Source organism: Phenylobacterium glaciei, assembly GCF_016772415.1.
Taxonomy (GTDB): Bacteria; Pseudomonadota; Alphaproteobacteria; order Caulobacterales; family Caulobacteraceae; genus Phenylobacterium; species Phenylobacterium glaciei.
Window position 1 is genome coordinate 2,225,005 of record NZ_JAGSGD010000001.1, and the last position, 26,382, is coordinate 2,251,386.

At 68.0% G+C, this 26,382-nt stretch carries 27 protein-coding genes; 15 read left to right on the plus strand and 12 right to left on the minus strand.

Features of this window, described 5'->3' with window-relative positions:
- Positions 1-3: 3 nt before the first annotated feature.
- Genes JKL49_RS10840 through lpxB form a run of 6 tightly spaced genes read left to right on the plus strand, consistent with a single transcriptional unit; the run spans position 4 to position 4,952 of the window.
- Positions 4-630 carry an OmpH family outer membrane protein gene (locus JKL49_RS10840; protein WP_215340406.1) on the plus strand — a complete coding sequence of 209 codons (627 nt, stop codon included), beginning with the start codon at positions 4-6 and terminating at the stop codon, positions 628-630.
- A gap of 40 nt (positions 631-670) precedes the next feature.
- Positions 671-1,696, plus strand: a complete 1,026-nt coding sequence (lpxD, locus tag JKL49_RS10845) for a UDP-3-O-(3-hydroxymyristoyl)glucosamine N-acyltransferase (RefSeq protein ID WP_215340408.1) — start codon at positions 671-673, stop codon at positions 1,694-1,696.
- Positions 1,693-2,166 (plus strand): 3-hydroxyacyl-ACP dehydratase FabZ, encoded by a 474-nt coding sequence (gene fabZ / locus JKL49_RS10850; protein WP_215340409.1) that lies wholly within the window; start codon positions 1,693-1,695, stop codon positions 2,164-2,166. Before lpxD ends, fabZ begins: the two co-directional genes overlap by 4 nt.
- Entirely contained in the window at positions 2,163-2,960 is a 798-nt protein-coding gene (gene lpxA / locus JKL49_RS10855; protein WP_215340410.1) for an acyl-ACP--UDP-N-acetylglucosamine O-acyltransferase, read from the plus strand. Before fabZ ends, lpxA begins: the two co-directional genes overlap by 4 nt.
- Before the next feature lie 7 nt (positions 2,961-2,967).
- A complete protein-coding gene (lpxI, locus tag JKL49_RS10860; RefSeq protein ID WP_215340418.1) occupies positions 2,968-3,801 on the plus strand; it encodes a UDP-2,3-diacylglucosamine diphosphatase in 834 nt (277 codons plus the stop codon).
- Positions 3,798-4,952 (plus strand): lipid-A-disaccharide synthase, encoded by a 1,155-nt coding sequence (lpxB, locus tag JKL49_RS10865; RefSeq protein WP_215340420.1) that lies wholly within the window; start codon positions 3,798-3,800, stop codon positions 4,950-4,952. The genes lpxI and lpxB overlap by 4 nt, the downstream gene beginning before the upstream one ends.
- 66 nt (positions 4,953-5,018) lie before the next feature.
- Here the strand turns inward: lpxB and gltA are convergent, their stop codons facing one another.
- Positions 5,019-6,299 carry a citrate synthase gene (gene gltA / locus JKL49_RS10870; protein WP_215340422.1) on the minus strand — a complete coding sequence of 427 codons (1,281 nt, stop codon included), beginning with the start codon at positions 6,297-6,299 and terminating at the stop codon, positions 5,019-5,021.
- Positions 6,300-6,355: 56 nt separating this feature from the next.
- Entirely contained in the window at positions 6,356-7,768 is a 1,413-nt protein-coding gene (gene gltX, locus JKL49_RS10875) for a glutamate--tRNA ligase (RefSeq protein WP_249778073.1), read from the minus strand.
- A gap of 91 nt (positions 7,769-7,859) precedes the next feature.
- On the opposite strand from gltX, the gene JKL49_RS10880 reads away from it, so the two are divergent.
- Together JKL49_RS10880 and JKL49_RS10885 are read left to right on the plus strand one after the other, a co-directional pair.
- Positions 7,860-9,965, plus strand: a complete 2,106-nt coding sequence (locus JKL49_RS10880; RefSeq protein ID WP_215340426.1) for a ComEC/Rec2 family competence protein — start codon at positions 7,860-7,862, stop codon at positions 9,963-9,965.
- Positions 9,966-10,018: 53 nt separating this feature from the next.
- Positions 10,019-12,058: a M13 family metallopeptidase gene (locus tag JKL49_RS10885; RefSeq protein ID WP_215340427.1), complete on the plus strand. Its 2,040-nt coding sequence runs from the start codon at positions 10,019-10,021 to the stop codon at positions 12,056-12,058.
- Positions 12,059-12,114: 56 nt separating this feature from the next.
- On the opposite strand, the gene lexA is transcribed toward JKL49_RS10885, so the two are convergent.
- The 4 genes from lexA to JKL49_RS10905 all read right to left on the minus strand — a co-directional run bounded on the left by lexA (position 12,115) and on the right by JKL49_RS10905 (position 15,286).
- Positions 12,115-12,810: a transcriptional repressor LexA gene (gene lexA / locus JKL49_RS10890; protein WP_215340428.1), complete on the minus strand. Its 696-nt coding sequence runs from the start codon at positions 12,808-12,810 to the stop codon at positions 12,115-12,117.
- A gap of 84 nt (positions 12,811-12,894) precedes the next feature.
- Positions 12,895-13,683, minus strand: a complete 789-nt coding sequence (gene trpC, locus JKL49_RS10895; RefSeq protein ID WP_215340429.1) for an indole-3-glycerol phosphate synthase TrpC — start codon at positions 13,681-13,683, stop codon at positions 12,895-12,897.
- Positions 13,680-14,696, minus strand: a complete 1,017-nt coding sequence (gene trpD / locus JKL49_RS10900; RefSeq protein ID WP_215340430.1) for an anthranilate phosphoribosyltransferase — start codon at positions 14,694-14,696, stop codon at positions 13,680-13,682. The genes trpC and trpD overlap by 4 nt, the downstream gene beginning before the upstream one ends.
- A complete protein-coding gene (locus JKL49_RS10905; protein ID WP_215340431.1) occupies positions 14,696-15,286 on the minus strand; it encodes an anthranilate synthase component II in 591 nt (196 codons plus the stop codon). Before JKL49_RS10905 ends, trpD begins: the two co-directional genes overlap by 1 nt.
- Positions 15,287-15,366: 80 nt before the next feature.
- Between JKL49_RS10905 and JKL49_RS10910 the strand changes: the two genes are divergently transcribed.
- On the plus strand, positions 15,367-15,567 hold the full coding sequence (locus tag JKL49_RS10910) for a hypothetical protein (protein ID WP_215340432.1): 201 nt from the start codon (positions 15,367-15,369) through the stop codon (positions 15,565-15,567).
- 9 nt (positions 15,568-15,576) lie between these two features.
- On the opposite strand, the gene trpE is transcribed toward JKL49_RS10910, so the two are convergent.
- Together trpE and JKL49_RS10920 are read right to left on the minus strand one after the other, a co-directional pair.
- Positions 15,577-17,109, minus strand: coding sequence for an anthranilate synthase component I (gene trpE / locus JKL49_RS10915; protein WP_215340433.1), 1,533 nt, complete (start codon positions 17,107-17,109; stop codon positions 15,577-15,579).
- Positions 17,106-19,037, minus strand: a complete 1,932-nt coding sequence (locus JKL49_RS10920) for a peptidylprolyl isomerase (protein ID WP_215340434.1) — start codon at positions 19,035-19,037, stop codon at positions 17,106-17,108. The genes trpE and JKL49_RS10920 overlap by 4 nt, the downstream gene beginning before the upstream one ends.
- Positions 19,038-19,174: 137 nt before the next feature.
- Here JKL49_RS10920 and tpiA point away from each other — a divergent pair, with 137 nt between their 5' ends.
- Positions 19,175-19,918, plus strand: coding sequence for a triose-phosphate isomerase (gene tpiA / locus JKL49_RS10925; RefSeq protein WP_215340435.1), 744 nt, complete (start codon positions 19,175-19,177; stop codon positions 19,916-19,918).
- Here tpiA and JKL49_RS10930 read toward each other — a convergent pair.
- Positions 19,915-21,039, minus strand: a complete 1,125-nt coding sequence (locus JKL49_RS10930) for an esterase-like activity of phytase family protein (RefSeq protein ID WP_215340436.1) — start codon at positions 21,037-21,039, stop codon at positions 19,915-19,917. The two genes, tpiA and JKL49_RS10930, sit on opposite strands and share 4 nt — an antisense overlap.
- A 113-nt stretch (positions 21,040-21,152) precedes the next feature.
- Between JKL49_RS10930 and JKL49_RS10935 the strand changes: the two genes are divergently transcribed.
- The gene (locus JKL49_RS10935; protein WP_215906558.1) at positions 21,153-22,073 is read left to right on the plus strand and encodes an oxygenase MpaB family protein; all 921 of its coding nucleotides are present in this window, start codon (positions 21,153-21,155) and stop codon (positions 22,071-22,073) included.
- Here the strand turns inward: JKL49_RS10935 and JKL49_RS10940 are convergent.
- Both JKL49_RS10940 and JKL49_RS10945 read right to left on the minus strand, forming a co-directional pair.
- A complete protein-coding gene (locus tag JKL49_RS10940; RefSeq protein WP_215340451.1) occupies positions 22,070-22,480 on the minus strand; it encodes a VOC family protein in 411 nt (136 codons plus the stop codon). The genes JKL49_RS10935 and JKL49_RS10940 overlap by 4 nt on opposite strands.
- 22 nt (positions 22,481-22,502) lie before the next feature.
- On the minus strand, positions 22,503-23,018 hold the full coding sequence (locus tag JKL49_RS10945) for a GNAT family N-acetyltransferase (protein WP_215340452.1): 516 nt from the start codon (positions 23,016-23,018) through the stop codon (positions 22,503-22,505).
- 112 nt (positions 23,019-23,130) lie between these two features.
- On the opposite strand from JKL49_RS10945, the gene secG reads away from it, so the two are divergent.
- The 4 genes from secG (at position 23,131) to rpmF (ending at position 25,989) form a co-directional block, all read left to right on the plus strand.
- Positions 23,131-23,559 (plus strand): preprotein translocase subunit SecG, encoded by a 429-nt coding sequence (secG, locus tag JKL49_RS10950; RefSeq protein WP_215340457.1) that lies wholly within the window; start codon positions 23,131-23,133, stop codon positions 23,557-23,559.
- A 149-nt stretch (positions 23,560-23,708) separates the two neighbouring features.
- The gene (gene pyrG, locus JKL49_RS10955; protein WP_215340459.1) at positions 23,709-25,349 is read left to right on the plus strand and encodes a CTP synthase; all 1,641 of its coding nucleotides are present in this window, start codon (positions 23,709-23,711) and stop codon (positions 25,347-25,349) included.
- Between the two features lie 27 nt (positions 25,350-25,376).
- Positions 25,377-25,718, plus strand: coding sequence for an MmcQ/YjbR family DNA-binding protein (locus JKL49_RS10960; RefSeq protein ID WP_215340461.1), 342 nt, complete (start codon positions 25,377-25,379; stop codon positions 25,716-25,718).
- 88 nt (positions 25,719-25,806) lie between these two features.
- Positions 25,807-25,989, plus strand: a complete 183-nt coding sequence (gene rpmF, locus JKL49_RS10965; RefSeq protein ID WP_215340463.1) for a 50S ribosomal protein L32 — start codon at positions 25,807-25,809, stop codon at positions 25,987-25,989.
- 112 nt (positions 25,990-26,101) lie between these two features.
- Here the strand turns inward: rpmF and JKL49_RS10970 are convergent, their stop codons facing one another.
- Positions 26,102-26,350 (minus strand): hypothetical protein, encoded by a 249-nt coding sequence (locus tag JKL49_RS10970; RefSeq protein ID WP_215340464.1) that lies wholly within the window; start codon positions 26,348-26,350, stop codon positions 26,102-26,104.
- Between the last annotated feature and the right edge of the window lie 32 nt (positions 26,351-26,382).

Sequence of the window (26,382 nt, forward strand, 5' to 3'; positions counted from 1 at the left end):
CCCATGACGATCAAAAATCTAGTCGCGGCGACCTGTGTCGCCGCGCTTTCGCTCACCGCAAGCTCGCAGGCCTTTGCACAGGCTGCGGCGCCGGCCATCACCCATGGACCGGCTATTCCGGGCGTCTGCGTCATGTCGATCGAGGGCGTCATCGGCGGTTCGACCGTGGGCAAGTACGTTCAGACCCGTCTGCAGCAGATCGCGACGCAAGTCGGGGCCGAGCTGAAGGCCGAGGAGGCCTCCATCCAGAACGACGCCAAGGCCTTGGACGCCCGTAAGGCGACCATGGATCAGGGCGCGTTCGAAAAGGCCGCCGCCGACCTGCAGGTCCGCGCCAACGCCTATCAGCGCAAGAGCCAGCTGCGCGAACGTGAGCTGCAGGCCACCCAGCAAAAGGCCCTAGGCCGCGTCGGCCAGGAACTGGACCCGATCATCCGTCAGGTCTACCAGCAGCGTCAGTGCAGCATCCTGCTGCAGCGCGACGCCTTGGTCATCGCCAATCCGGCCATGGATATCAGCCCCGGCTTGACCACGGCGCTGAACGCGAAGATCACCCAGTTCGCCTTCGACCGCGAACGTCTGGACCAACCGGCTGCGGCCCCTCAAGCTGCGGCTCCCGTCCGCAAGTAGAACGACTCGGGCTATGCGCGGGTCGAGCTGAGAGTGCTTGATGCCTGACCCGCGCTTTTTTGAAGATCTGGGGCCCGTCTCATTGACGGAGCTCGCCGCGCTGACCGGGGCCGCATTGTCGGCGCCCGGGGCCGGATCGGTTCAGGTCGCCCGCGTCGCCATCCTGGCGCGGGCCACCTCCGACAGCATCACCTACTTCTCCGACCGAAAATTGGCCGCCGAGCTGGCCGAGACCCGCGCCGCGGCCTGTTTCGTCAGCGAGCGGGACGCCGGCCTCGTGCCGCAGGGCTGCGTGGCCCTGGTCACCCGTCAGCCCACCGCCGCTTACGCGATGTCCGGCCAGCGCCTGCACCGGCCGCGCCTGCACGCGGGCCACGCCGCCGTCTCCCGCGAGGCGACTGTGGAGACGGGCGCCGTCATCAGTCCCGGTGTGGCCGTCGGCCAAGGCGCCCAGATCGGCCGAGGAACTGTCATCGGGCCTAACACCGTCATCGGACCTGGCGTCACCATCGGCCGCGATTGCGTCATTGGCCCTAATGTCAGCATCCACTGCGCCTTGCTGGGCGACCGGGTGAAGATCCTGGCCGGCGCCGTCGTCGGTGAGGCGGGATTCGGCGCCACCGCCGGCCCCACTGGGGTGATCGATATCCCGCAACTCGGCCGGGTCATCCTGCAGGACGGCGTCACCGTCGGGGCCAACAGCTGCATCGACCGCGGGGCCTATGAGGACACCGTGCTGGGGGAGAACACCAAGATCGACAACCTGGTGCAGATCGCCCACAACGTCCGCGTCGGCCGCAACTGCGTGATGGCCGCCCATACAGGGATTTCCGGCAGCGTGACCATCGGCGACGGATCGGCCTTCGGCGGCCGGGCCGGGGTGGCCGACCATGTGATCATCGGTGAAGGCGCCCAGATCGGCGCGGGCGCCGGGGTTTTCCGCGATGTGCCGCCCAAGGCGGTCATGGGGGGCTTTCCGTCCCTGCCCATGCGACAATGGCTGCGCGAAGTCGCCTGGCTCAGCAAATCGGCGGCCGTGCGCCGCCGGGAGGAACCTGATCAATGAGCCGTAAGGCCCCCGTCAACGAGTCTCCCACCGAGATCGACATCACCGAGATCGTGAAGCGGATTCCGCATCGCTATCCCTTCCTGCTGGTCGACCGCTGCGAGGACTACAAGGCCAGCGAATCCATCGTCGGCATCAAGTGCGTGACGATCAACGAGCCCTTCTTCCAGGGCCACTTCCCCGACTATCCCGTCATGCCCGGCGTGCTGATTATCGAAGCCCTGGCCCAGACCGGCGCGGTGCTGATGTCCAAGTCCCTGGACGTGGACGTGGCCGGAAAGACCATCTTCTTTGTCTCCGTGGACAACGGCCGCTTCCGCCAGCCCGTGCGGCCCGGCGATGTGCTGCGTCTCAATGTCAAGGTGATCCGCGCCCGCGGCGACCTCTTCAAGTTCCAGGGCCAGGCCATGGTGGGCGACAAGGTGGCGGCCGAGTGCGAGTTCGCCGCCATGGTGGTGGCCACCCAATGACTGCGCAAATCCATCCCAACGCCATCGTCGCCGACGGCGCGGTGCTCGGCGACGGTGTCGTCGTCGGCCCGTTCTGTACGGTCGGTCCCAATGTCCGGCTCGGTGCGGGCACCCGGCTGGTCTCCCACATCGTCGTCGACGGCCACACGGAGCTGGGGGAAGAGAACACCGTCTATCCCTTCGCCATGCTGGGCGGACCGCCGCAGCACACCGCCTACAAGGGCGAACCCACAAAACTGGTGATCGGCGACCGCAACACCATCCGCGAACACGCCACCATGAACATCGGCACCGTCAACGGCGGCGGCCTGACCAGCGTGGGCTCGGACGGCTTCTACATGATCGAAAGCCACGTCGGGCACGACTGCCGGGTCGGCGACCACGTCATCCTGACCAAGCAGGCGACGCTTGGCGGACACTGCCAGATCGGCGACTTCGTCATTGTCGGCGGCCTGGCCGCCGTGCACCAATACACCCGGGTCGGACGTCACGCGATGATCGGCGGCCTGGCCGCCGTGGTGAAGGACGTCATTCCCTACGGTTCGGTCTGGGGCAACCATGCCCACCTCGAGGGCCTGAATCTGGTGGGCCTGAAGCGTCGTGGCTTCAGCCGTGAGACCATCAACACCATGCGGGCGGCCTACCGCATGCTGTTCGCCGACGAGGGCACCTTCCAGGAACGCCTGGACGACACCGTCGAGACCTATGCGAGCTCCGACGAGGTCCGCGAGATCATCGACTTCATTCGCGCCGACGGCAGCCGCCCGCTCTGCCTGCCCGAGCGCGAGGTCTAGAAGCTCCATGCGCAAGCTCGGTCTGATCGCCGGCGGCGGTACGCTGCCCCTGGAGATCGCCGAGCACTGCGCGCAGGCCGGCCGCGCCGTCTTCATCGCCCGGCTGAAGGGCTTCGCCCGCCCGGAGCTGAACCGCTTTCCGGGTGTCGATGTCGGCCTGGCGGAGATCGGCAAGACCATCAAGGCGCTGAAGCGCGCCGGTTGCCAGGCTGTCTGCCTGGTGGGCAATGTCAGCCGGCCGGACTTCAAGACCCTGAAGCCCGACCTGCGCGGCCTGGCTCTGTTGCCGGCCATCATCGCGGCGGCGCGGCACGGCGACGACGCCCTGTTGCGGGTGGTGCTGAACGAATTCGCCAAGGAGGGCTTCGTCATCGAAGGCGCCCACGAGGCCAAGAGCGATCTGACCCTGGCCAAGGGGCCGCTGGGCGCCGTGTCGCCCGGGTCCGAGCACCAGGGCGACATCGACCGGGCTCTGCTGGTGGCCCGCGAGATCGGCCGCCTGGACGTGGGGCAGGGGGCCGTGGTCTGCGACGGCCTGGTGCTGGCCGTGGAAGCCCAGGAGGGCACCGACGCCATGCTCCGTCGCGTGGCCCACGAAATCCCCACCGCCATCCGCGGAACTCCCGGCGCCTATCGCGGGGTGCTTGCCAAGGCGCCCAAGCCGATCCAGGAGACCCGCATCGATCTGCCCACCATCGGCCTGGCCACCGTCCAGCGCGCCGCAGCCGCCGGTCTGGCCGGCATCGTGGGTGAGGCGGGGCGCCTGCTGGTGCTGGACCGCGAGGCGGTGATCGAGCTGGCCGACGAACTGGGCCTGTTCATCTTCGGCGTCGAACCATGAGCAAGCTCCTGACCGTCATGCTGGTGGCCACCGAGGCCTCCGGCGACGACCGGGGCGCGGGCCTCGCCAAGGCCCTGCGCGCCCGCCTGGGCGACAATGTGCGCTTCATTGGGACGGGCGGGGCCCAGATGGCAGCCCAGGGCGTGGAGAGCCTGTTCGATATCGCCCAACTCTCCATACTCGGCGTGGTGGACGCCCTGGCCGTCTATCCCCGCGCCATGAAGCTGGTGAACCAGACCGTCGAGGTGGCCGCCCGCGAGAAGCCCGATGTGGTGGTCTTAATCGACTCCTGGGCCTTCAGCCTGCGCGTCGCCCATCGTCTTCGAAAGATCGCCCCCACCATTCCGCTGGTGAAGTACGTCGCGCCCCAGGTCTGGGCCTGGCGGCGAGGCCGCGCCAAGGTCCTGGCCGGCGCCGTGGACCATCTGCTGTCGATTCACACCTTCGACGCCCCCTACTTCGAGGCCGAGGGCCTGGCCACCACCTTCGTCGGCAACGCCGCCCTCAAGGTGGACTTCTCCAAGGCTGACCCGGCCCGCCTGCGCAAGAGCCTCGGGATCTCGCCCCAGGCGCCGATCCTGCTGGTTCTGCCTGGCAGCCGGCCCAGCGAGATCGCCCGCGTCCTGCCGTCCTTCGGCGAGGCGGCCCTGCTGCTGAAGGCCAGTCACCCTGACCTGGAGATCGTCATCCCGGCCGCCCCCACCGTGGCCGCCGCGGTCAAGGCCCAGGTCGCCGGCTGGCCCCGCCGGGCCCACGTTGTGGAGGGCGACCAGGCCAAACTGGACGCCATGAAGGCCGCCACCGCCGCGCTGGCCTGCTCGGGCACCGTCACCATCGAGCTGGCCCTCGCCGGCTGCCCCATGGTCATCGGATATCGGATCGACAAGCTGACCTACGCCCTGGTCAACCGGCTGGTGAAACGGCCGATCACGCTCTTCAACATCGCGGCCGGGGCGATTGTCGCGCCTGAGCTGATCCAGGACGACTGCACGCCTGAGAACCTCGCTCGCGAAGCCGCGCTGCGCCTGGACAACGCCGACATCGCCGGCCGCCAGGTCGCCGCCCAGTACGGCGCGCTGGAGAAGATGGGCCGTGGCGGTCCTGATCCCTCCGACGCCGCCGCCGAGGCCATCCTGAAGATCATCGCCTAGCGGGCAAAGAAAATCCGCCGAACCCGAGGGCGCGGCGGATGATCTTGGGTCTGGCTTTCGAAGCGCCTAGCGCTTGCTGATCGCCGTATAGTCCCGCTTCGGAGCGCCGGTGTAGATCTGGCGCGGACGGCCGATCTTCTGCAACGGATCCTCGATCATTTCCTTCCACTGCGCGATCCAGCCCACGGTGCGGGCGACGGCGAACAGCACCGTGAACATCTCGGCCGGGAAGCCGAGGGCGCGCAGGGTGATGCCGGAGTAGAAGTCGACGTTCGGGTAGAGCTTGCGTTCGATGAAGTAGGGATCGGAAAGCGCGATCTTTTCCAGCTCCATCGCCACCTTCAGCAGCGGATCGTCGGAGTGGCCCACCTCGGCCAGCACTTCGTGGCAGGTCTTCTGCATCACGGTCGCCCGCGGGTCGTAGTTCTTGTAGACGCGGTGACCGAAGCCCATCAGGCGATAGCGACGGTCCTTCACGCCCTGGACGTACTCGGGGATGCGATCGACGGTGCCGATCTCCTTGAGCATGTTCAGCGCTTCTTCGTTCGCGCCGCCGTGGCTGGGACCCCAGAGGCAGGCGATGCCGGCCGCGATGCAGGCGAACGGGTTGGCGCCCGAGGAGCCCGCCAGACGCACCGTCGAGGTCGACGCGTTCTGTTCGTGGTCGGCGTGCAGGATGAAGATGCGGTCCATGGCGCGCGTCAGGACAGGGTTCGGGACCCAGTCCTCGGCCGGCACCGAGAAGCACATGCGCAGGAAGTTCTCGGCGTAGGACAGGTCGTTGCGCGGATGCACGAAGGGCTGGCCGCGGAAGTACTTGAAGGCCCGCGCCGCGATCGTCGGCATCTTGGCGATCAGCCGGTGCGACGAGATCATCCGCTGCTCGGGATCCTCGACGTTGGTGCTGTCATGGTAGAAGGCCGAGAGCGCGCCGACGGCGCCGACCATGATCGCCATCGGGTGGGCGTCGCGGCGGAAGCCTTGGAAGAACCGGTCGAACTGCTCGTGCAGCATCGTGTGGTAGGTGATCGTCTTCTCGAATTCCTCGGCCTCGGCGGCGTTCGGCAGTTCGCCGTGCAGCAGCAGGTAGCAGACCTCGAGGAAGCTGGACTTTTCGGCCAGCTGATCGATGGGATAACCGCGGTGCAGCAAAATGCCCGCGTCGCCATCGATGAAGGTGATCTTGCTCTCGCAGGACGCCGTGGAGGTGAAGCCGGGGTCGTAGGTGAAGACGTCGGCCTCGGCGTAGAGCTTGCGGATATCAACGACAGCCGGGCCGTCGACGCCCTTCAGAATCGGGAGTTCAACGGTCTTTGAGCCGATGCTCATTTTCGCCATGTCGGCCATGCCATCCCCTTCGCATGTCTGGAACAAAACGTCTGTTTGGCGAGCCTTATACCGCCTTACGCAGCGGGCGAAAGGGCATCGTCAAGCCGACCGAGACTTTCCGCTTTTCCGAGGCTTACCAAGGCGCCGGCGAGATCAGGCGCCGGCGACCCGCCCGACAGGACGCCACGTAAGCCGGGGCCGATCTTTCCCAGGCCCACGCCCTCGCTTTCGGCGAAGCTGCGCAGCGCCGCCTCAAGGGCCACGACGTCCCAGTCGGTCTGGCCTGCGAGGTTATGGCGCAGGCGCGCGAAGCGCGCGCGGGTCTCTTCGGTCAGCAGGGCCAGGGTCTTCTCCGGCAGTTCCAGAGGACGCTGCTTCAGGGCGAAGACCACGGCGTCGGCCAGTTCCAGCAGGGTCTTGGCCCCGTCCCGGACCAGCGGAATGGTGCGGTGCAGGATGTCGGCGGACCGGTCGTTCAGGGTCTCGCCCCGGCTGGTGAGCACGCGGACGGTCAGGTCCGTCAGCCGGCCGATCTCGGCCTGCCGCAGGTAGTGATTGTTGATGTGGTTCAGCTTGGCCCAGTCCAGGCGGGCCGGCGCGCTCACCACGTCGGTCACGTCGAACCAAGCCTGCGCCTGTTGGTCACTGAAGATCTCGTCGTCACCGTGGCCCCAGCCCAGCCGCGCCAGATAGTTGCGCATCGCCTCGGGCAGATAGCCCATGTCGTCGAACTCGCTCACCGCCTGGGCGCCGTGGCGCTTGGACAGCTTGGCGCCGTCCGGGCCGTGGATCATCGGCAGGTGGGCCCAGACCGGAACGTCCCAGCCCAGCGCCTCATAGATCAGGGTCTGGCGGGCGGCGTTGTTCAGGTGGTCGTCGCCGCGGATCACGTGGGTGATCCCCATCTCGTGGTCGTCGACGATGACGGCGAGATTGTAGGTTGGCGTGCCGTCTGTCCGCAGGATAATCAGATCATCCAGGTCCTTGTTCTTGAAGGTGACATCGCCCTTCACCAGGTCGTGGATCACGGTCTCGCCTTCGTGCGGGCCCTTGAACCGCACGACGAACGGCCGGTCGTTGAAATTGGCGTCCTGGTCGCGCCAGGGCGAACGCACGGCGCGACCCTCGGCCCGGGCGATCTCGCGCTCGGCGGTCAGCTCCTCAGCGGTCATGTAGTCGCGATAGGCGCGGCCCTTGGCCAGCAACGCCTGGGCGGCCAGCACATGACGGTCGGCGCGGGCGGCCTGGAAGACCGGTTCCTCGTCGGGGATGAGCCCCAGCCATTCCATGCCGTCGAAGATCGCCTGGACGGCGGGTAGTGTGGAGCGCTCGCGATCGGTGTCCTCGATGCGCAGCAAGAACTTGCCGCCCATGCGCTTGGCGTAAAGCCAGTTGAACAAGGCCGTGCGGGCCGTGCCAATATGCATGTAGCCGGTGGGCGAGGGGGCGATACGGGTGACGACGGGTCGGTCGGACATCGAGCTCAAGACTGTGGGTGAGGCGGCGCCGGCGGAGGCCGACGCGATCGCGGCGCCTATTAACACGCCGGTCCGTAAGCTTCCTAGCGCCGCCGACGCGATGGCGTGGCTCCGCGACCAGGCCGCGTCACAGGGCGACCGCCTCAGCCTGTGGACTCCCGTCGCCTTCGGTTGCGGCGCGGCGGTCTATTTCGCCCTGCCGCGTGAGCCGCTGGCGGTGCTGGCCATCGCCATCCTGGGCCTGGCCGGCGGCCTGCTGCTGGTCCGCGTCCGCTGGGACGGCGGGCGTATCCTGGCCATCGCGCTCACCCTGGCGGCCTTCGCCCTGGCCGGGTTCGCGGCCGGCAAGCTGCGCACCGAACATGTCCGCGCGCCCATCGCCCCCAGTGGCGAGGGCATGCAGACGGTGGACGCCTTCGTGGTGGACGTCGCCAATCCAGGGCAGGGCGGTCCGCGCCTGCTGCTGGCGCCGATTCGGGTCAGCGGCCTGGCGCCCGAGACCACGCCGATCCGCGCCCGCATGACCCTCCAGCCCGACACACCCCTTCCGGCGCCCGGAACCGCCATACGCGTGCGCGGCATGCTCAACCCGCCGCCGCCGCCCGCCAGTCCCGGTTCCTACGACTTCGCCCGCGACGCCTTCTTCGAGGGGATCGGCGGGGTCGGCTTCACCCTGACACCGCCGCGCGAGATCTTCGCCGAGCCGCCACCCTGGCGGCTGGCCCTGGAGATGCGGATCAACGCCACCCGCTGGGCGCTGGCGCGCAAGATCGTCGATCAGTTGGGGGTGAGGAGCGGAGGCTTGGCGGCGGCCATGGTCACCGGGCACGAGGCCTATATCCCGCGCGAGCAGGTGGACGCCCTGCGCGCGGCAGGCCTGTCCCACATCATTTCGATCTCCGGCCTGCACATGGCCATCGTCGGCGGCTTCGCCTTCGCGGGCGTCAGGTTGTTGATCGCCGCCTGGCCTTGGCTGGCCCTGCGGGTTTCCAGCAAGAAGACCGCCGCCCTGTTCGGCCTGGGGTCGGTGCTGGCCTATCTCGTGCTCTCGGGCGCCCCGGCCCCGGCCGAGCGGGCGGCGATCACCGCCTGCGCCGCCTTCGGGGCCATCCTGGTGGATCGCCGCGCCATCAGCCTCCACACGCTCGCCATCGCCGCCCTGGTGATCCTGGCCTTCCAGCCCGAGGCGGTGACCGAGCCCGGCTTCCAGATGTCCTTCGCCGCCACCACGGCCCTGGTGGCCATGGCCGAGCTTTGGCCGCGCCCGATCCGCGAGATCAACGCCCCCTGGCCGATCCGCGCCGTCCAGGGCGTCGGGACCTGGCTGGGCGCCAGTCTGGCGGCCAGCTTCGTGGCGGGGATGGCGACCGGCCCCTTCGCCATGCAGCACTTCAACCGGGTCTCCACCTTTGGTCTGGTGGCCAACCTGCTGGTGGCGCCGATCTCCTCCTTTCTGATGATGCCGGCCTTGGCGCTGGGCGCGATCCTGGCGCCCTTGGGCCTGGGGAAGTGGCCGCTGGAGGCCGCGGGCTTGGCCATCGACACCATGAACCTGATCGCCGCGAAGGCCGCGGGTATGCCGGGCGCCCAGCTTATCGTCGCCAGCGCGCCCTCCTGGACCCTGGCGGCGGCCTTCTTGGGCATCCTTTGGCTGTGCCTGTGGAAAGGGCCGCTGCGCTGGGCGGGTCTACCCTTCGCCCTGGCGGTCACCCTGACGCCGCGCCCGCCGACCCCCAACATCTGGATCGCCGCCGATGGCTCGACCTTGGCGGTGCGGGAGGGCAAGCAGGCCGTCCTGTTCCGCCCGGATGTCAAGCTGTTCGGGGCCGAGCTCTGGGCGCGTCGGCGAGGCCTGGAGCCCGCCACCGATGGCCTGGCGGCCCGAGACGCCCTCTACGACTGCGACCGCTGGTCGTGCGCGCCGCGCCTCGGCTCGTCGCCCCGCGTGGCCGCTGTCTTCACCCGCCGGACCTCCACCATCGAGAAGAAGCTGCCGCTGTTCTGCCAGTGGGCGGACATCGTGGTGGTGCGGGGCGTGGCGACCGCCGCCGACTGTCCGAAGGCCCTGCTGCTGACCGAAGACGACTTTGCCCGGGGCGGCTCCGCGGAGCTCTATCGCACGGCCTCTGGCTGGCGGATCGTCTGGGCGCAGAGCTTGCGAGGCCAGCGGCCCTGGACAGGTGGAACGACCGCCGACCCGACGTGACAGCCGTCGCGCCTGATGTAGTGTCGAGCGCAAATCAGTCTCGGAGTACGGCTTTGACGTTCAAGCAGATGGCGCTGGCCTCGGTGGCCGCGGTGATGGTCCTGGGCGCGCCCCAGATGGGCTTCGCGGCGGAGGCCAAGCCGAAGTTCGGGACCTGGGGCTATGATCCCAGCTTCATGGACGCCTCGGTTAAGCCGGGGGACGACTTCTTCCGTTATGTGAATGGCAGTTGGCTCAAGCGCACCCAGATCGCGCCGGACCGCACCGCCGCCGGCGTCGACGTCACCCTCGCCGACGAGGCGGAGGTCCAGGTCCACGCGATTGTCGATGACCTGGCCAAGGATCCCAAGGTGGCCGGCCCCGGAGGCCAGCGGATCGGCGACTTCTACGCCGCCTGGATGGACGAGGCGGCCATCGAGGCGCGGGGCGCGGCGCCGCTGAAGCCCTATCTGGCCAAGATCGCCGCGGTGAAGACCCGCGCCGACCTGCTGAACCTGTTTTCGGAGGTCGGCTACACCTCGCCCGTCGATCTCGATGTCGGGCCCGACCTCGCCGATCCCACCCGCTATGTGGTGTTCGCCGACCAGTCCGGCCTCGGCTTGCCCAACCGCGACTACTACCTCCGCGAGGGAGAGAAATATGACGCTTTCCGGAAGGCTTACCGGGATTATGTGATCCAGATTCAGACCCTGGCTGGCGTCCCCGACGCCGCCGCCAAGGCCGACGCCATCATCGCGCTGGAGACCAAGATCGCCACCGCCCACTGGGCGCCCGAAAAAACCCGCGATGTGGCCGCCATCAACAACCCGATGTCGGTGGCCAAGCTGCAGGCGCTGGCGCCTCAGTTCGACTGGCAGGCCATGCTGAACCATGCGGGCCTTGCCAAGGCCGATCTGGTGATCGCCCAGGAGCCCTCGATGTTCCAGGCGGCGGGGGTGCTGCTCGACACTGTGCCGCTCCAGACCTGGAAGGACTATCTCGCCTACCACTTCGTGCGCACCCACGCGCAGTTCCTTCCCAAGGCCTTCGACCAGGCCAATTTCGAATTCTTCTCCCACACCCTGCGTGACGTGCCCCAGCAGCGGGAACGCTGGAAGCGTGGCGTCCAGCTGCTCAACCGCTTCCAGGGCGAGGAGATCGGCAAGATCTATGTGGCCCGCCACTATCCGCCGGAGGCTGAACGCAAGGCCGACGAACTGATCGCCGATCTGCGCGCCGCCTATGGCGAGCGGATCAAGACGGCCGCCTGGATGGATGAGCCGACCCGCAAACAGGCCCTGATCAAGCTGTCGACCTTCGATCCCCGCCTCGGCCACCCGGTCAAGTACATCGACTATTCTAGCCTGAAGATCGATCGCAATGACCTGCTGGGGGACGCCATCCGCTCGGAAGACTTCCAGTGGCAGCTCAGCCTGTCGCGCTTCCCCAAGCCCGTCGATCGCAGCCTCTGGTACATGACGCCCCAGGAGGTGAACGCCTATTACGATCCGCAGAACAACCAGATCACCTTCCCGGCGGCGATCCTGCAGCCGCCCTATTTCGATCCCAAGGCCGACGCCGCCGCCAACTATGGCGGGGAGGGCGCCACCATCGGCCATGAGATGGGGCACGGCTTCGATGACCAGGGCCGGCAGTTCGATAGCGTCGGCAAGGTTCGCGACTGGTGGACCGCGGGCTCCGCCAAGGCCTTCGCCGAGCGCGCCGCGGTGCTGGGCAAACAGTTCGACGCCTATGAGCCGGTGGCGGGTGTCCATATCAACGGCGAACTGACCATGGGCGAGAACCTGGGGGACCTCGGAGGCCTGGAGGCCGCCTATGTCGGCTATCGCCGCTACGTCGCCAAGCACGGCGAGCCGCCGGTGATCGAGGGCATGACCGGGGATCAGCGGTTCTTCGTCGCCTTCGCCCAGTCCTGGCAGACCAAGACCCGGGAAGGCCGTATGCGGGAGCAACTGCTCACCGATCCGCACAGCCCGGCCGAATATCGCGTCAACGGCATCGTCCGCAACGTGGACGCCTGGTACGCGGCCTTCAACATCAAGCCCGGCGACAAGCTCTACCTGCCGCCGGAACAGCGCGTCCACATCTGGTAGCGAACACCTTCAACGTCGTCCCGGATCGCCTATCGGCGTCCGGGATGACGGAGTTGTTAGTGGTATTTGCGGATCAGGCCGACGAGGCGGCCCTGAACCTGAACCTGGTCGGGGCCGAAGATGCGGGTCTCGTAAGCCGGGTTGGCGGCTTCCAGGGCGATGGAGGCGCCCTTCTTGCGCAGGCGCTTGAGGGTGGCTTCCTCGCCCATCACCAGGGCGACGACGATCTCGCCGGAGGTGGCGGTGTCGGTCTTGCGGATGACGACGTAATCGCCGTCCAGGATGCCGGCGTTGATCATGGAGTCGCCCTGGACCTCGAGGGCGTAGTGCTCGCCGGCGCCAAGCATGCTTTCGGGCACATGCATGCGGTCGCGTTCCTGCTGGATCGCCTCGATGGGCGTGCCGGCGGCGATCTTGCCGAGCACCGAGATTTCCCGGGTGTCGTTGGCGGCGGCCATGGGCTGCTGGCCGGCGCCGGCCTCGACGAGCTGCGGCTTGAACGGCGCGCGGCCCTTGGGCGGCGACGAGGTGGTGGCCTGCTGCGGCAGCTTCACCACTTCCAGGGCGCGCGCCCGATGCGGCAGACGTCGCAGGAAGCCGCGTTCCTCCAGCGCTGTGATCAGGCGGTGGATGCCGGACTTGGACGCCAGGTCCAACGCCTCCTTCATCTCGTCGAAGGAGGGCGAGACGCCGCTCTCCTTGATCCGCTCATGAATGAACATAAGCAATTCGTGTTGTTTACGAGTGAGCATTGGACGACGAGCCCTTGAAGAACAAAGCAGAAACCTTGCTCGATGTTCTCTAGGCGTTCTTCGTTAATGTCAAGTTGACGCCAGTCAGGCCAGCAAAGCGCTCGCTGCGGCGGTCACGTCGGCCTGCCGCATCAGGCTTTCGCCCACCAGCATGGCCGAGGCGCCGGACCGCTCCAGCCGCGCCGCGTCGGCCGCGGTGAATATGCCGCTTTCCGTTACCAGCAAGGCATTTGCGGGCGCGAGCGCCGCCAGCCGTTCGGTGATGGCCAGGTCGATGCTGAAGCTGCGCAGGTCGCGGTTGTTCACGCCGACCAAGGTCGCGCCAAGGTGGCCGGCACGCGCCATCTCGGCCTCGTCGTGGACCTCCACCAGGGCGTCCATGCCGAATCGGGCGGCCTCGGACATCAGGGCCCGCGCCACGGAATCATCGACCATCGCCATGATCACCAGGATGGCGTCGGCTCCCAGCGCCCGGGATTCGGCCACCTGCCAGGGGTCCACCAGGAACTCCTTGCGCAGGCACGGCAGATCGCAGGCGTCGCGCGCGGCGGTCAGGAAGCTGTCGGCGCCCTGGAAGCTGGGGGTGTCGGTCAGGACCGAAAGGCAGACCGCGCCGCCGGCTTCGTAGGCCTTGGCCAGCGAGGGCGGATCGAAGTCCTCGCGGATCATGCCCTTGGACGGCGAGGCCTTCTTGATCTCGGCGATCAGGGCCAGGCGGCCTGGCGCATGGGCGCCTTCCAGGGCGGCGCGGAAGCCCCGCGGGGCGGAAGCCTGCGCAGCGGCCGCCTCGACCTGCGCCACGGTGCGCAGCGTCTTCCGCTCGGCCACTTCCTCACGCTTGTAAGCGGCGATCTTGTCGAGGATGTCGCTCACGGCGCGCTCGTGATGGCGGCCAGTTTCGTCAGGGCGGTCTTGGCCCGGCCGTCGTCGATCACCGCGCGGGCGAGATCGATGCCGTCGCGCAGGGTCTCCACCTGCTCCCCCACCAGGAAGGCGGCGGCGGCGTTCAGCAGCACGATGTCGCGATAGGCGCCGGCCTGCCCGTCCAGCAGGGCGCGCAGAGCCACGGCGTTCTCGGCCGGTGTGCCGCCGGTGAGGTCGGCCAGGGCCGCGCGGGGCAGGCCCACGGCCTCGGGGGTGATGGTGAACATCCGCGCCTGGCCCTCGCGCCATTCGGCCACGACGGTCTCGCCCGTGGTGGTCATCTCGTCCAAGCCGCCGCCGTGCACGACCCAGGCGCGTTCGGAACCCAGGGCTCCCAGCACGCGGGCCAGGGGCTCGACCCAGCGCTCGGCGAAGACCCCCATCACCTGGCGCTTGGCGTTGGCGGGGTTGGTCAGCGGCCCCAGCAGGTTGAACACCGTGCGGAAGCCGAGCTCGGCCCGGATCGGCGACACGTGGCGCATGGCGCCGTGGTGGGCCTGGGCGAACATGAAGCAGATGCCGGCCTCATCGAGCGCCTTCATCTGACGGTCCACAGGGGCGTTGATGTCCACACCGAGCTCGGCGAGCACGTCGGCGGTGCCCGACCGTGACGAGAGCGCCCGGTTGCCGTGCTTGGCCACCTTCAGCCCGCCGCCGGCCGCAACGAATCCCACGGCGGTGGAGATGTTGAGCGTGTGCAGGCCATCGCCGCCGGTGCCGCAGACGTCCATCACCTCATAGGGCGGGTCCAGGGTCACCGCGGCGCGCCGCATGGCCCTGGCGCAGGCGGTGATCTCGCCCACCGTCTCGCCGCGCAGGCGCATGGCGGTGATTGCGGCGGCGACCTGGGCGGGGGAGGGCTCGCCCCGCAGGCAGGCGGCGAAGAACTCGCCGGCGTCCTCGTCCGACAGGGTCTGGCCGTCGGCCAGCCGGCCCAGCAGCGGCTTGAAGGCGTCCGACATCAGACCGGCACGTTTCGGGGCACGCCGGCCAGTTCAAGGAAATTGGCCAGCAGGTGGTGGCCACCCTCGGTGGCGATGGATTCCGGATGGAACTGCACGCCGTGGATCGGCCGGGTCTTGTGCTGGAATCCCATGACCTCGCCGTCCTCCGTCCAGGCGGTGACCTCCAGGACGTCCGGCATCGTATCCTTGGCCACCGACAGGCTGTGATAGCGGGTGGCGGTGAAGTCCTGCGGCATGCCCGCGAACACACCCTTTCCGGTGTGGTGCATGAGGCTGGTCTTGCCATGCATTGTGGCCTTGGCGCGCACCACATCGCCGCCGAAGGCCTGGCCGATAGACTGGTGGCCCAGGCAGACGCCGAGGATCGGAAGGCCCTCGGGGGCCTTGGCGATCAGCTCCAGGCAGATACCCGCCTCGTTGGGGGTGCAGGGGCCAGGCGACAGCAGCACGCCGTCGGGCTTCAGGCCGAGCGCCTCTTCGACGCTGATGGCGTCGTTGCGATAGACGAGCGTTTCGGCCCCCAGCTCGTTCAGATAGTGGACGAGGTTGTAGGTGAAGCTGTCGTAGTTATCGATGACCAGGATCATGGCGTTCCATCTAGGCTGTAGGCGCTGCTGCGCCAAGTGCACGCATTGCATGCGGTGCGCGTTGGGCGGACCCTGTGGTCATGACGACCGCTGATTCCGTCCTCGACGCCGACCAGATCGCCCGCGCCCGGCTGTTGCTGATGACGCCCGTGGTGAAGGAATCCATGTGGCCCGTGCTTTGCGCCGCCGCCTTCGCGGCGTCGACCGCGCTCACGCTGGCCACCGCCATGATCCTTGCCCCGCCGGTCATCACCCAGCACATGGTGCAGAGCGAGCGTTAGCCCTCAGGCTCAGACGAACCGCCAGCTTTCCTCGGCCGCCCGGCGCACGGCGCGGGCCTTGTGCAGGGTCTCGTCGTACTCGGCGTCGGGATCGCTATCGACCACCACCCCGCCGCCGGCCTGGACATAGACTTGGCCGTCCTTGATGCAGGCGGTGCGCAGGACGATGCAGGTGTCGACGCTGCCGTCGGCGCCGAAATACCCGACCGCTCCCGCATAGGCGATGCCGCGCTTCTCGATCTCCAGTTCGTCGATGATCTGCATGGCCCGCACCTTGGGCGCGCCGGACAGGGTGCCGGCGGGCAGAGCGGCCATCAGCACGTCCACCGGATCCAGGCCCTCGGGCGCATCGCCCTCGACATTGGAGACCAGGTGCATGACCTGGGCGTAGCGTTCGACAAAGAAGCTGTCAGTCACCCGCACGCGCGGGGCGCGGCTGACCGGCTGGGCCTGGTTGGCGCCGTGGGCCTTCAGCATCGCCACCCGGCCGACATCGTTGCGGCCCAGGTCCAGGAGCATCAGGTGCTCGGCCCTCTCCTTGGGGTCGGCGCGCAGTTCGGCCTCCAGGCGCTGGTCTTCTTCCGGCGTCGCGCCGCGGGGGCGAGTGCCGGCGATGGGGCGGATGGTGATCTTGCCGTCGCGCAGGCGAACCAGGATTTCCGGCGATGAACCCGCCAGCTGGAAGTCGCCGAAGTTCAGATAGAACAGGAAGGGCGAGGGGTTCATCCGCCGCAGCGAGCGGTAGAGGGCGAAGGGATCGCGGCTGAAGGGCGCGCGGAATCGGTGGCTGGGCACCACCTGGAAGATGTCGCCGGCGCGGATGTAGTCCTTGGCCTTGCCGACGATGGCTCGGTAGTCCTCACGGCTCACCGGGGTGGTGAAGGCGTCGGGCTCGGGCACGCCGTTCCCGGCCAGCGGCGGGGCGGGCTTGCGGAAGTCGGCCATCACGCCCTCCAGCCGCCCCCTGGCAGCGGCGAAGGCGCCCGCGGCGGTGTCGGCGTCGGGCCGGACGGTCGTCACCAGGATAATCTCCTGGGCGATGGCGTCGAAGATCGCCACGATCGACGGGCGGATCATCAGGCCGTCGGGCAGGTCCAGCGGGTCGGGATTGATGTCCGGCAGCTTTTCCACCAGCCGGATCATGTCGTAGCCGATGGCTCCGAACACCCCGGCCGACATCGGCGGCAGGCCCGCGGGCAGGTCGAGCCGGGAGGCCGCCACCAGGTCGCGCAGCGAATCCAGCGCGCCACCCCTCTGGGGTGTGAACTGGCCGGACTCGATGGCGGCGCCTTGCGCGATCTCGGCCACATCGCCCCGGCACTTCCAGACCAGGTCCGGCTTCATGGCGATGACGGAGTAGCGACCCCTCCAGGCCCCGCCCTCGACGCTTTCGAACAGGAAGGCGTAGGGTCGGCCGTGAGCGATCTTCAGATAGGCCGAGACCGGGGTCTCAAGGTCGTCGATCAGACGCGTCCAGACGACCTGCGCCGCGCCTTGGGCATACTTCTGCTCAAAGTCCGCAAACGCAGGTTCGATCGTCATTTCGCCTTCTCCGTCTTGGACGTCTTGGCGTCCTTCTTGGGCTCGAGGGGCTCCAGGCCCAGCGCAGTCCGCGCGTTGTTGGGATAGGTCTTCACCTTCACCAGGGTGGCGGCGGCCTTCTGGGCGTCGGCCTGGATCTCGCGGAACGTCGCCTCGGTCATCTGCGGGCGGCTCTCCTCGGTGATGCGGGCGAGCGTCGGGCCGGAGGGCGCGCGGACGGCCTCCAGCTTGGCGACGATCAGGCCGAAGCTGGTGGCCTCTGCCGTGTAGACCTCGCCGGTCTTGACCCCGAAGGCCTTGATCAGGGCGTCGCGGGACAGGACCTTGTTCTGGCCGGCGTTCTGGCGGTCGATGCCGGTGGCGTGGCCCACACGTCCGCCAACGCTGGCGGCCACGGCTTCCAGGCTCTCGCCCTTCTTCACGCGGGCGGCCAGTTCATCGGCCTTGGTCTGCAGGCGCTTGACCATCTCGCGCATCATCCAGACGCGGACCAGCTGCGGCTTCACCTCGGCGAGCGGCGGCATGGCCTTGGGAATGATCTTCTCAACGCGGACGGCGTAGAACTCGCCGTTGCCGGCTTCCTCGACCTCGCTCTCGCCGCCCTGCGGCAGGCTGAAGGCGGTCTTGAGGAGCTTCGGATTGATGCCGGACACCGGCTGGCCCTGGGGACCCGCGCCCTGTTCGGAGACAGGGCCGATGGGGAAGACCGGCACATTGGCCTTCTTCGCCGATTCCAGCAGGTTGGCGCCGCCGCCGTGGGCGTCGTCATAGGCCTGGCTCATCTCATAGACTTTCTCGGCCGCAGCATCCTTGCGCAGCTCGGCTTCGAGTTGGGGCCTGATCTGCTCCAGGGTCACCGATTGGCCAGGGGTGATCTTGCTGACCCGGATCACCGCGAAGCCCAGGTCCCCCTTCACCGGCGCGATCTGGCCGGCGGGCAGGGTGAAGGCGGCCTGGCCCACCTTGGGGTCGGCGATGGCGGTGCGGGGCTTATCGGCATAGCTGATGGCGTCGACGCCCAGGGACTTGGCGATGGCGGCGGGGTCCTCGCCCTTGGCCAGGCGGGCGGCCACGGCCTGGGCGCTGGCGGCGTCCTTCACCGGGACCTGCACCAGGCTGCGGGTTTCGGGCTTGGACAGCGTGTCCTTGCGGAATTCGTAGCGCTTCTGCAGTTCGGCGGGGTCGATGGGCAGGTTGGCGCTGATCATGGCGGGGCTGAAGTGCACCACGCTCAGGATGCGGAACTCCGGACGGGTCAGGGCCGCGGCGTTCTCCTTCATCAGCTGCAGCAGCTGGGCGTCGGTGGGCAGGGCCGGCGGCGCGACCGCGCGCGGATCGATGGTGAAATAGCCGACGTCGCGGCTCTCCAGCCCGTAGATGGCGCCCAGCGCGGTATAGGCGCGCGGCACCCGCAGACCGTTGGCCATGGCCGAGGCCAGATGGCTTTCGGCGACCTGGTCGCGCATGATCTTTTCGAACGAAGCCGGCGTCAGGCCGTTTTCGTTGAGGCGCGAGGCGTAGAGGGCCTTGTCGAAACGGCCAGAGACCTGATCGAAGAAGGCCGGAATCTTCTGCAGTTCGCGGGTGATCAGGCTGTCGGACGGCTTGATGCCGATCTTCGACAGCATCTCGCCGAAGGCCTCGCGGGTGGCGACCTCGTTCAGGACTCGGGTGTCCAGGCCGTTGGCCGCGGCCATCTCGTTGGTGATGGGCTGGCCGACCTGCTGCTCGGCGCCTTTGCGGAAGTTGTCGAACTCCCGCTTGAACTCCGGCTCGGTGACCTTGCGCGATCCCGCCGTGACAACGGCGTTGGAAACCCCGCCCTTGAAGACGTCGTGGATCCCGAAGACAGCGAAGCTGACGATCAGCAGCCCGATCAGGACGGCGGCGACCCAGGATTTGGCGAAGGTGCGGACGGCGGCAAGCATATGATCGGTCTTCCTGGCCCCGCGGGGCGAGCATCGGAACGGGCGGTATAGTGGAGGCCGCTTGGCCCCCGCAAGCGCGTGACAGAAATCACAAGGCGCCTTAGTCGCCAAAGGAACACGACAAAAGCGAGGCCTTGATGACCGCCCCCACCCCCCTGATCGCCGGAAACTGGAAGATGAACGGGGATTCCGCGTCCCTGGGCGAGGCGCTTGCCACCGCCGCGGGCCTGGGATCGACCAAGGCCCGCGTGGCGATCTGCCCCTCGGCGACCCTGGTCTCGCGCATGTCCGACGCCCTGAAGGCGACCAATGTCCAGGTCGGCGGCCAGGACTGCCGCGCCGAGCTCTCCGGCGCCTATACCGGCGACGTCGCCGCCGAGCAGCTGGCCGACGCCGGCGCGGAACTGGTGATCCTCGGCCACTCCGAGCGCCGCGCCGGCTACGGCGAGACCAACGCCCTGGTGGCCGCCAAGACCCAGGCGGCCCTGCGCGCGGGCCTCGAGCCCATCGTCTGCGTCGGCGAGACCCTGGACGAGCGCAAGGCCGGCAAAGCCCTGGAGATCGTCACGGGGCAGGTGAGGGGCTCTCTGCCCGCCGAGCTGGCCGGTCAGGCCTTCTCGGTGGCCTATGAGCCGGTCTGGGCCATCGGCACCGGCCTGACCCCCTCGACCGAGGAGATCGTCGAGGTCCACCGCGCCATCCGCGCCACCCTGAACGAAATCTTCGGCGCGCACGGGGCCACCGTAGCCATCCTCTACGGCGGCTCGGTGAAGCCCGCCAACGCCGCCGAGATCCTCCACGCCGACGAGGTGGGCGGCGCCCTGGTGGGCGGCGCGTCCCTGAAGGCCGCCGATTTCCTGGGGATCATCGCGGCGGTCTAGAACAGTGCCTGGTCGAACCGCACCCGGAAGAACCTCGTCTCCACGCCCTCGATGCCGAAGTCGTTGTCGTTCACCAGCAGCAGGTCGCGGTCCGACAGCGCGATCATGCCCTCCAGGTCCGGCGCGATCTCGGGGGCGTCGTCGCTGGTGAAGATGAGGTGTTTCGCCAGAGGCCCGTTCCGCGCCAGGTCGACCGCGTAAATCTTGCTGGTGTGGGAGATGCGCTCGAGCACCAGCAACCGGCTGTCGCCGACGCACAGCAGTTCGCCGATCTTCAGAGCTCCAGGCCCCACCGGCCCCGCCGCGACGTCGCGCAGGAAGCTTTCGGGCGGATCGAAGGGATAGCTGTGCTCGGCCAGCAGGGCGCCGGTCGCCGCATCCAGGGTCCAGATGCGGGTCGCGTCGGCGTCGTCGTTCTCGAAGGCGCTCTGGAACCCGGCATAGAGCCGTGTTTCGTCGGCCGACACCGCCAGGCCTTCGAAGCCGCGATTGAGTCGACGGCGTCCCGCCTGGGCCGGCAGGATGTCCTCCGCGCCGGGCGGCGCTAACCCCTTCGGCGTCCAGCGCCGTTCGACCATTCCGTCTGCGCCCACCTTCATCAACGAAGGCCCATATTCCTCCGCCACCCAGAACGAGCCGTCGGACAGGGCCACGACGGCCTCGCTATCGGCGCCGTTGGGATCGGCGCCCAGGGGCAGACCCGCCAGGTCGAAGACCGGCTCCATCGCCGCAGCATCGCCGCCGGGCAGGGGCAGGCCGGTCACGGGAGATCCCGAGGCGGCGCGTAGGGGCAAGGTGCGCAGCCACTCGACCCGGCCGCCGGTGATCTGCAGTTCCGAAAGGCTCGGCCCGATCTGCGGCATCGGCAGGATCTTGGCGCCCGACACATCGCTCAGGTGACCCAGACCCTTCACGCCATAGACCTTGCGCGCCTGTTTGACCTTCAGATTGGGGCCACGGTCGCCGAGCGCCCACAGCCGTCCCGGCGGATCGCCCGGCCTGCGGGCCAAACCCGAGCCCAGGCCCAGGGTGGCGCGCAGCACGCGCCCCGGCAGCGCCACCTCGCCCAGCGAACGATCCCGCCAGTCCAGCCGTTCAACCGTGAAACGCGGCGGCGCCATGCAAATCCCTCTGTTGGGGCCTGTCGGATTCGATAGCTTGAACGAAGGACCCGCATCGCGACGATCCTCCGGATCGAAGCGCCTCGCCACAATGGAGTCCGTCCGTGACCGAAATGACCTCCTATCTCGGCTGGAAGATCGACTACGGCCAGCCCGTTGGCGAGCCCGCCTATCTCGCGCCCGGTTCGGTCCATTGGCGGGTCAACAAGAACCCTATCGCACTGGCGGTCGGCGGCGTGGCCGCCGTGCTGATGGAGTTCGCCGACGCCCGCATCCGGGCTGGGGTCTGGGATCATTCGACCTTCAAAGTCGATCCCATCGGCCGCTCCAGGCGAACCGGCGTGGCGGCCATGGTCGGGGTCTATGGACCCCAGAGCGCGGCGCGCCGTGTGATCCAAGGGGTCACCAACATGCACAGCCGGGTGGCCGGGACCACGCCGTCCGGCGAAGCCTACAACGCCCTCGACGTCGAGCTGCTGGATTGGGTCAGCGCCACCGCCGGCTATGGCTTTCTCAACGCCTATGATCGCTTCGTCTCGCCCCTGACCGAGGCGGAGAAGACCAGGTTCTATGAGGAGGCGGGGCCGATCGCCCGGCTCTACGGGGTGCAATATTCGCCGAAATCCACCGCAGACTTCCTGGGCATGATGGAAAAGCTTGGCCCCCGCTTCGAGCCGCACCCCATCGTCACCGAGTTTCTGGCCATCATCCAGTCGGGCCATGCCGCGCCGGGGACGCCCAAGTTCCTGCATCGGGCGCTGGCGCGAGCCTCGGTGTCCCTGCTGCCACCCCTCGTGCGCCAGAAGCTGGCCCTGGGTCCCGAGTACGACCTCACGACCGTCGACAGCCTCGCCCTAAAAGCGGCCGGCAAGCTTGCCGACCGCATCCCGGTCCCGGGTTCCGCGCCCTGTGAGGCCAGCCTACGCCTCGGCCTGCCGGCGAATTTCCTCTACCTCAGCCAGGGCACCCAGGCCCGGATTCTGGCGGCGCGGGGGCCTGCCGCGCCCGTCGGGGCGCCGGAAGCCGCAGGCTAGGGCCCCTTCAGCTCCACGGTGTTCCCCTCGGGGTCCTGCAGATACAGCGACAGCCCGTCGCCATGCGCGCCGTAGCGGTCGCCCTCGTCGCGGATCGCCACGCCGTGGGCCGCCAGGTGCGCCCGGATCGCCGCCGCGTCGAACGGGGACACCGTCAGGCAGAAATGGTCGAGGTTGCGCCCCTCTAGACCCGGCCCCGCGCCGCCGATGGCGCCCAGCGGCCCGTCCAAGGTCACCAGGTCGATCAGGTTCACCCCTGCCCGCAGGTGGGTGAGCCCCAGCTCCGGCCTGTCCCAGTCCACCAAGCAACCCAGCACCTCGGTGTAGAAGCCGATCATCGCCGCCTTGTCGCGGATGCGCAGGACGATGTGGTCGAAGCCGGCGAGTTGGATCGGATGGTCGCTCATGGCTCTCAGATAGTCCGCCAAGCTACAGCAGCAAGCCGAACAGCCGGCAGTCGCGGCGGTCGCCGTCGCGCAGGACGTGGCCGCGCAGCAAGCCCTCCTCTGTGAACCCCAGCTTCTCCAGCAGGGCGTCGGAGCGGCGATTGCCCAAATGGGTCCGCGCCGTCAGCCGCCGCAGGCCGGTGGAGGCGGCATGCGCGATAACCGTCCGCATGGCTTCGAGGCCATAGCCCTGGCCCCAGGCCCCCCGCCCCAGCATGAACCCCACCTCGGCCCGCTTGTGCCAGCGGTCGATATCCGACAGGTCGCAGACGCCGAGGAAGTCGTCGCCCTCCAGGGTGCGCATGGCCCAGAACATCGCGCGGCTGGCGGCCATGTCCTCCACCTGGCCCGCCACGATGGCGCGGATCAGGTCGATGTCGTCCATCTCGGGCACGTCCCAGTGGGCCATGACCTCGGCGTCGCTCATCATCGGGAACAGCAGGTCGGCGTCGGAAACCTCGAGGGGGCGGAGGTTCAGGCGTTCGGTTTCGAGAATCATGGGCTTGCCCGGAACGTACGACGCCCTAGCTATGGCCTTGCGTCCGTCTCAGTGGTAGAGCGCGCGCTTCATTTCGGCTCCGTTCCTTCGGCCGAGGCTACCGGACGTACACATGCTGCTTGGCATCCTGCTCACCATCCACATCATCGTCTGTGTCTGTCTCATCGCCGTGGTGCTGATGCAGCGGTCCGAAGGTGGCGCCCTCGGCATGGGCGGCGGCCCGTCCGGTTTCATGAGCGCCCGCGGCGCCGGCGACCTGCTGACACGCATCACCTGGATCCTGGGCTCGACCTTCTTTGTCCTCAGCCTCGCGCTCACCCTGCTGTCGGGCCGCGAGCGGGCGTCCGACTCTGTCGTCGACCGGCTGAAGATCGACGCCATCGACCCCAACAAGCTGAACCAGCCGGCCCAACCGGCGCCGGTCAGCCCCAGCTCGGCCCCCGCGCCGCTGACCGCGCCGACCCCTCAGGTCCGCAACCCCTTCACCGGGGACGCCGAAGGGACCACGTCGCCGGCCGCTCCCGCGCCGACCAACCCCTGATCCAAGGTGTTCATGGGCCAACCGACCTCATCGCCGCATCTGCGGCGAGATCTCCCATGGCTTGAAGGGTGCGGCCTTTGCGCTCCTCAACAGGTTTTCGCGAATCACCTGAGCGCCAACGCCCCGAATCACCGCTACTCTGAACGCCCATGACCCGGTACATTTTCATCACCGGCGGCGTGGTCTCCTCCTTGGGAAAAGGTCTCGCTTCCGCCGCGCTTGGCGCGCTCCTGCAGGCGCGGGGCTACAAGGTCCGCCTTCGTAAGCTCGACCCCTATCTGAACGTCGATCCGGGGACGATGAGCCCCTATCAGCACGGCGAGGTCTTCGTGACCGACGACGGCGCGGAGACCGACCTGGATCTCGGCCACTACGAGCGCTTCACCGGGGTGAACGCCACCAAGGCCGACAACATCACCACCGGCCAGATCTACAAAACCATCATCGAGAAAGAGCGGCGCGGCGACTACAACGGCGCCACCGTCCAGGTGATCCCGCACGTCACCGATCAGATTCGCGAGTTCGTGCTGTCGGACCCGGGGGAGGGCGTTGACTTCGTGCTGGTTGAGATCGGCGGCACGGTCGGCGACATCGAGGGCCTGCCGTTCTTCGAGGCGATCCGCCAGCTGGGCCAGGAACTGCCCCGCGGCCACGCCTGCTACATCCACCTGACCCTGCTGCCCTACATCAAGACGGCCGGGGAGATGAAGACCAAGCCGACCCAGCACTCCGTCAAGGAGCTGCGGTCCATAGGCATCCAGCCCGATATCCTGCTGTGCCGCTGCGAAATGCCGATTCCTGAGGGTGAGCGCCGCAAGATCGGCCTGTTCTGCAACGTTCGCGAGAGCGCCGTCATCCAGGCGATGGACTCGACCAACATCTATCACGTGCCGCTCGACTACCACGCCCAGGGTCTGGACCGCGAAGTGCTCGACGTGTTCGGCATGGCCGACACGGCGCCGGCGCCCGACCTGTCGCGCTGGCAGTCGATCTCCGACACCCTGACCAACCCGGACGGCGAGGTGAACATCGCCATCGTCGGCAAGTACACCGGCCTCACCGACGCCTATAAGTCCCTCGTGGAGGCCCTGATCCACGGCGGCGTCGCCCAGAACGTGCGGGTGAAGTTCGACTGGATCGAGGGCGAGGCCTTCGAACGCGAAGAGGGCCTGATCGCCGAACGCCTCACCGAGGTGCACGGCGTTCTGGTGCCCGGCGCCTTCGGCGAGCGTGGCTCTGAAGGCATGATCCGCGCCGTCCAGTTCGCCCGTGAGCACATGGTTCCCTATTTCGGCGTCTGCTTCGGCATGCAGATGGCCATGATCGAGGCGGCCCGGAACCTGGCCGGCATCGACGGGGCTTCCTCCACCGAGTTCGGCCCCACGACCGAGCCTGTGGTCGGCTTGATGACCGAGTGGACCCAAGGCAACGAGCGCCAGGTCCGCAAGGAAGGCGATGACCTGGGGGGCACCATGCGTCTGGGGGCCTATGAGGCCGTCCTGACGCCCGGCTCCAAGGTCAGCGAGATCTATGGCGGCGTGACCATCAGCGAGCGCCACAGGCACCGCTACGAAGTGAATATCGACTACCGCGACCGCATCGAGCAGACCGGCCTGGCCTTCTCCGGCCTCTCGCCCGATGGCGTGCTGCCAGAAATCTGCGAGCGCAGCGACCATCCGTGGTTCATCGGCGTTCAGTTCCACCCGGAACTCAAGAGCCGCCCCTTCGAGCCGCACCCGCTGTTCGCCAGCTTCATCGGCGCGGCCAAGGATCGAAGCCGGCTGGTCTAACGGCGTTTTCCGAGTCAGGCTCGACCCATGCTGACCTGCGACGATATCCGGTCCATCGCGCTGGCCCTGCCCGAGGCGGAGGAGCAGCCGCACTTCGACTCCACCTCGTTCCGCGTGAAGGGCAAGATCTTCGCCACCATGGGTGACGAGCCACGCGCCACCCTGAAACTCGATCCTGAGGACCAGCAAAACCTCTCAGAGGCCCATCCGGGCGTCGTGGGCCCCGTGGAAGGCTATTGGGGCCGCAGCGGCTGGACGGTCGTCCAGTGCGCCAACCTGGACCCTGGGGCCCTCTCTGGACTGATGAGGATGGCCTGGGTCAATGTGGCGCCCAAGCGGCTGGCGAAAGCTTTCGTCCAGGGCGCTTGAAACGAATCGGGGTTTGCGTCATACACCCGCGCTCACGTCGGCGGCCCCGGGGCCGCCGCTTCCATTTCCACGCCTGAGAGATTCTCCCATGGCCGTTCCGAAACGCAAAGTTTCCCCCTCGCGTCGCAACATGCGCCGCAGTCACGACGCCCTGGGCGCCAATTCCTATGTCGAAGACAAGGAAACCGGCGAACTGAAGCGCCCGCACCACGTCGATCTGAAGACCGGCATGTACAAGGGCCGCCAGGTCATCACGCCGAAGGAAGACTAGCCGTCTTTCCCGCCGGCCCCTCGGGGCCTGCGGCGTCTGCAGCTTGAAGATCAAAAAGCCACCCGCTGCGGGATCCGCGGCGGGTGGCTTTGCCTTGGGCGGTTAGCCCGACCTAGTAGCCGGCGTAACGCATGCCGGCGCGGGTCTCGGCGATGGCGGTGTCGGTGGCCCGGATCGCCGCGCCACGGTGGCCGCCCTTGTCGCTGTTGGCCTCCACCAGATGCGAGCGGGCCCCCTGCAGGGCGTCGAGCGCCGCCTCCATCTGCGGCTGAGCCGCGGTGGCGTGGCCGATCAGGGCTCCCAGCGCCAAGGCGCTGGCGAAGCCTGCGATATTCAGTCCAACTTTGAGCCTTGGTGTCATCTGCGTTCTCCCTGGACGTAGCCCCCAAGGTC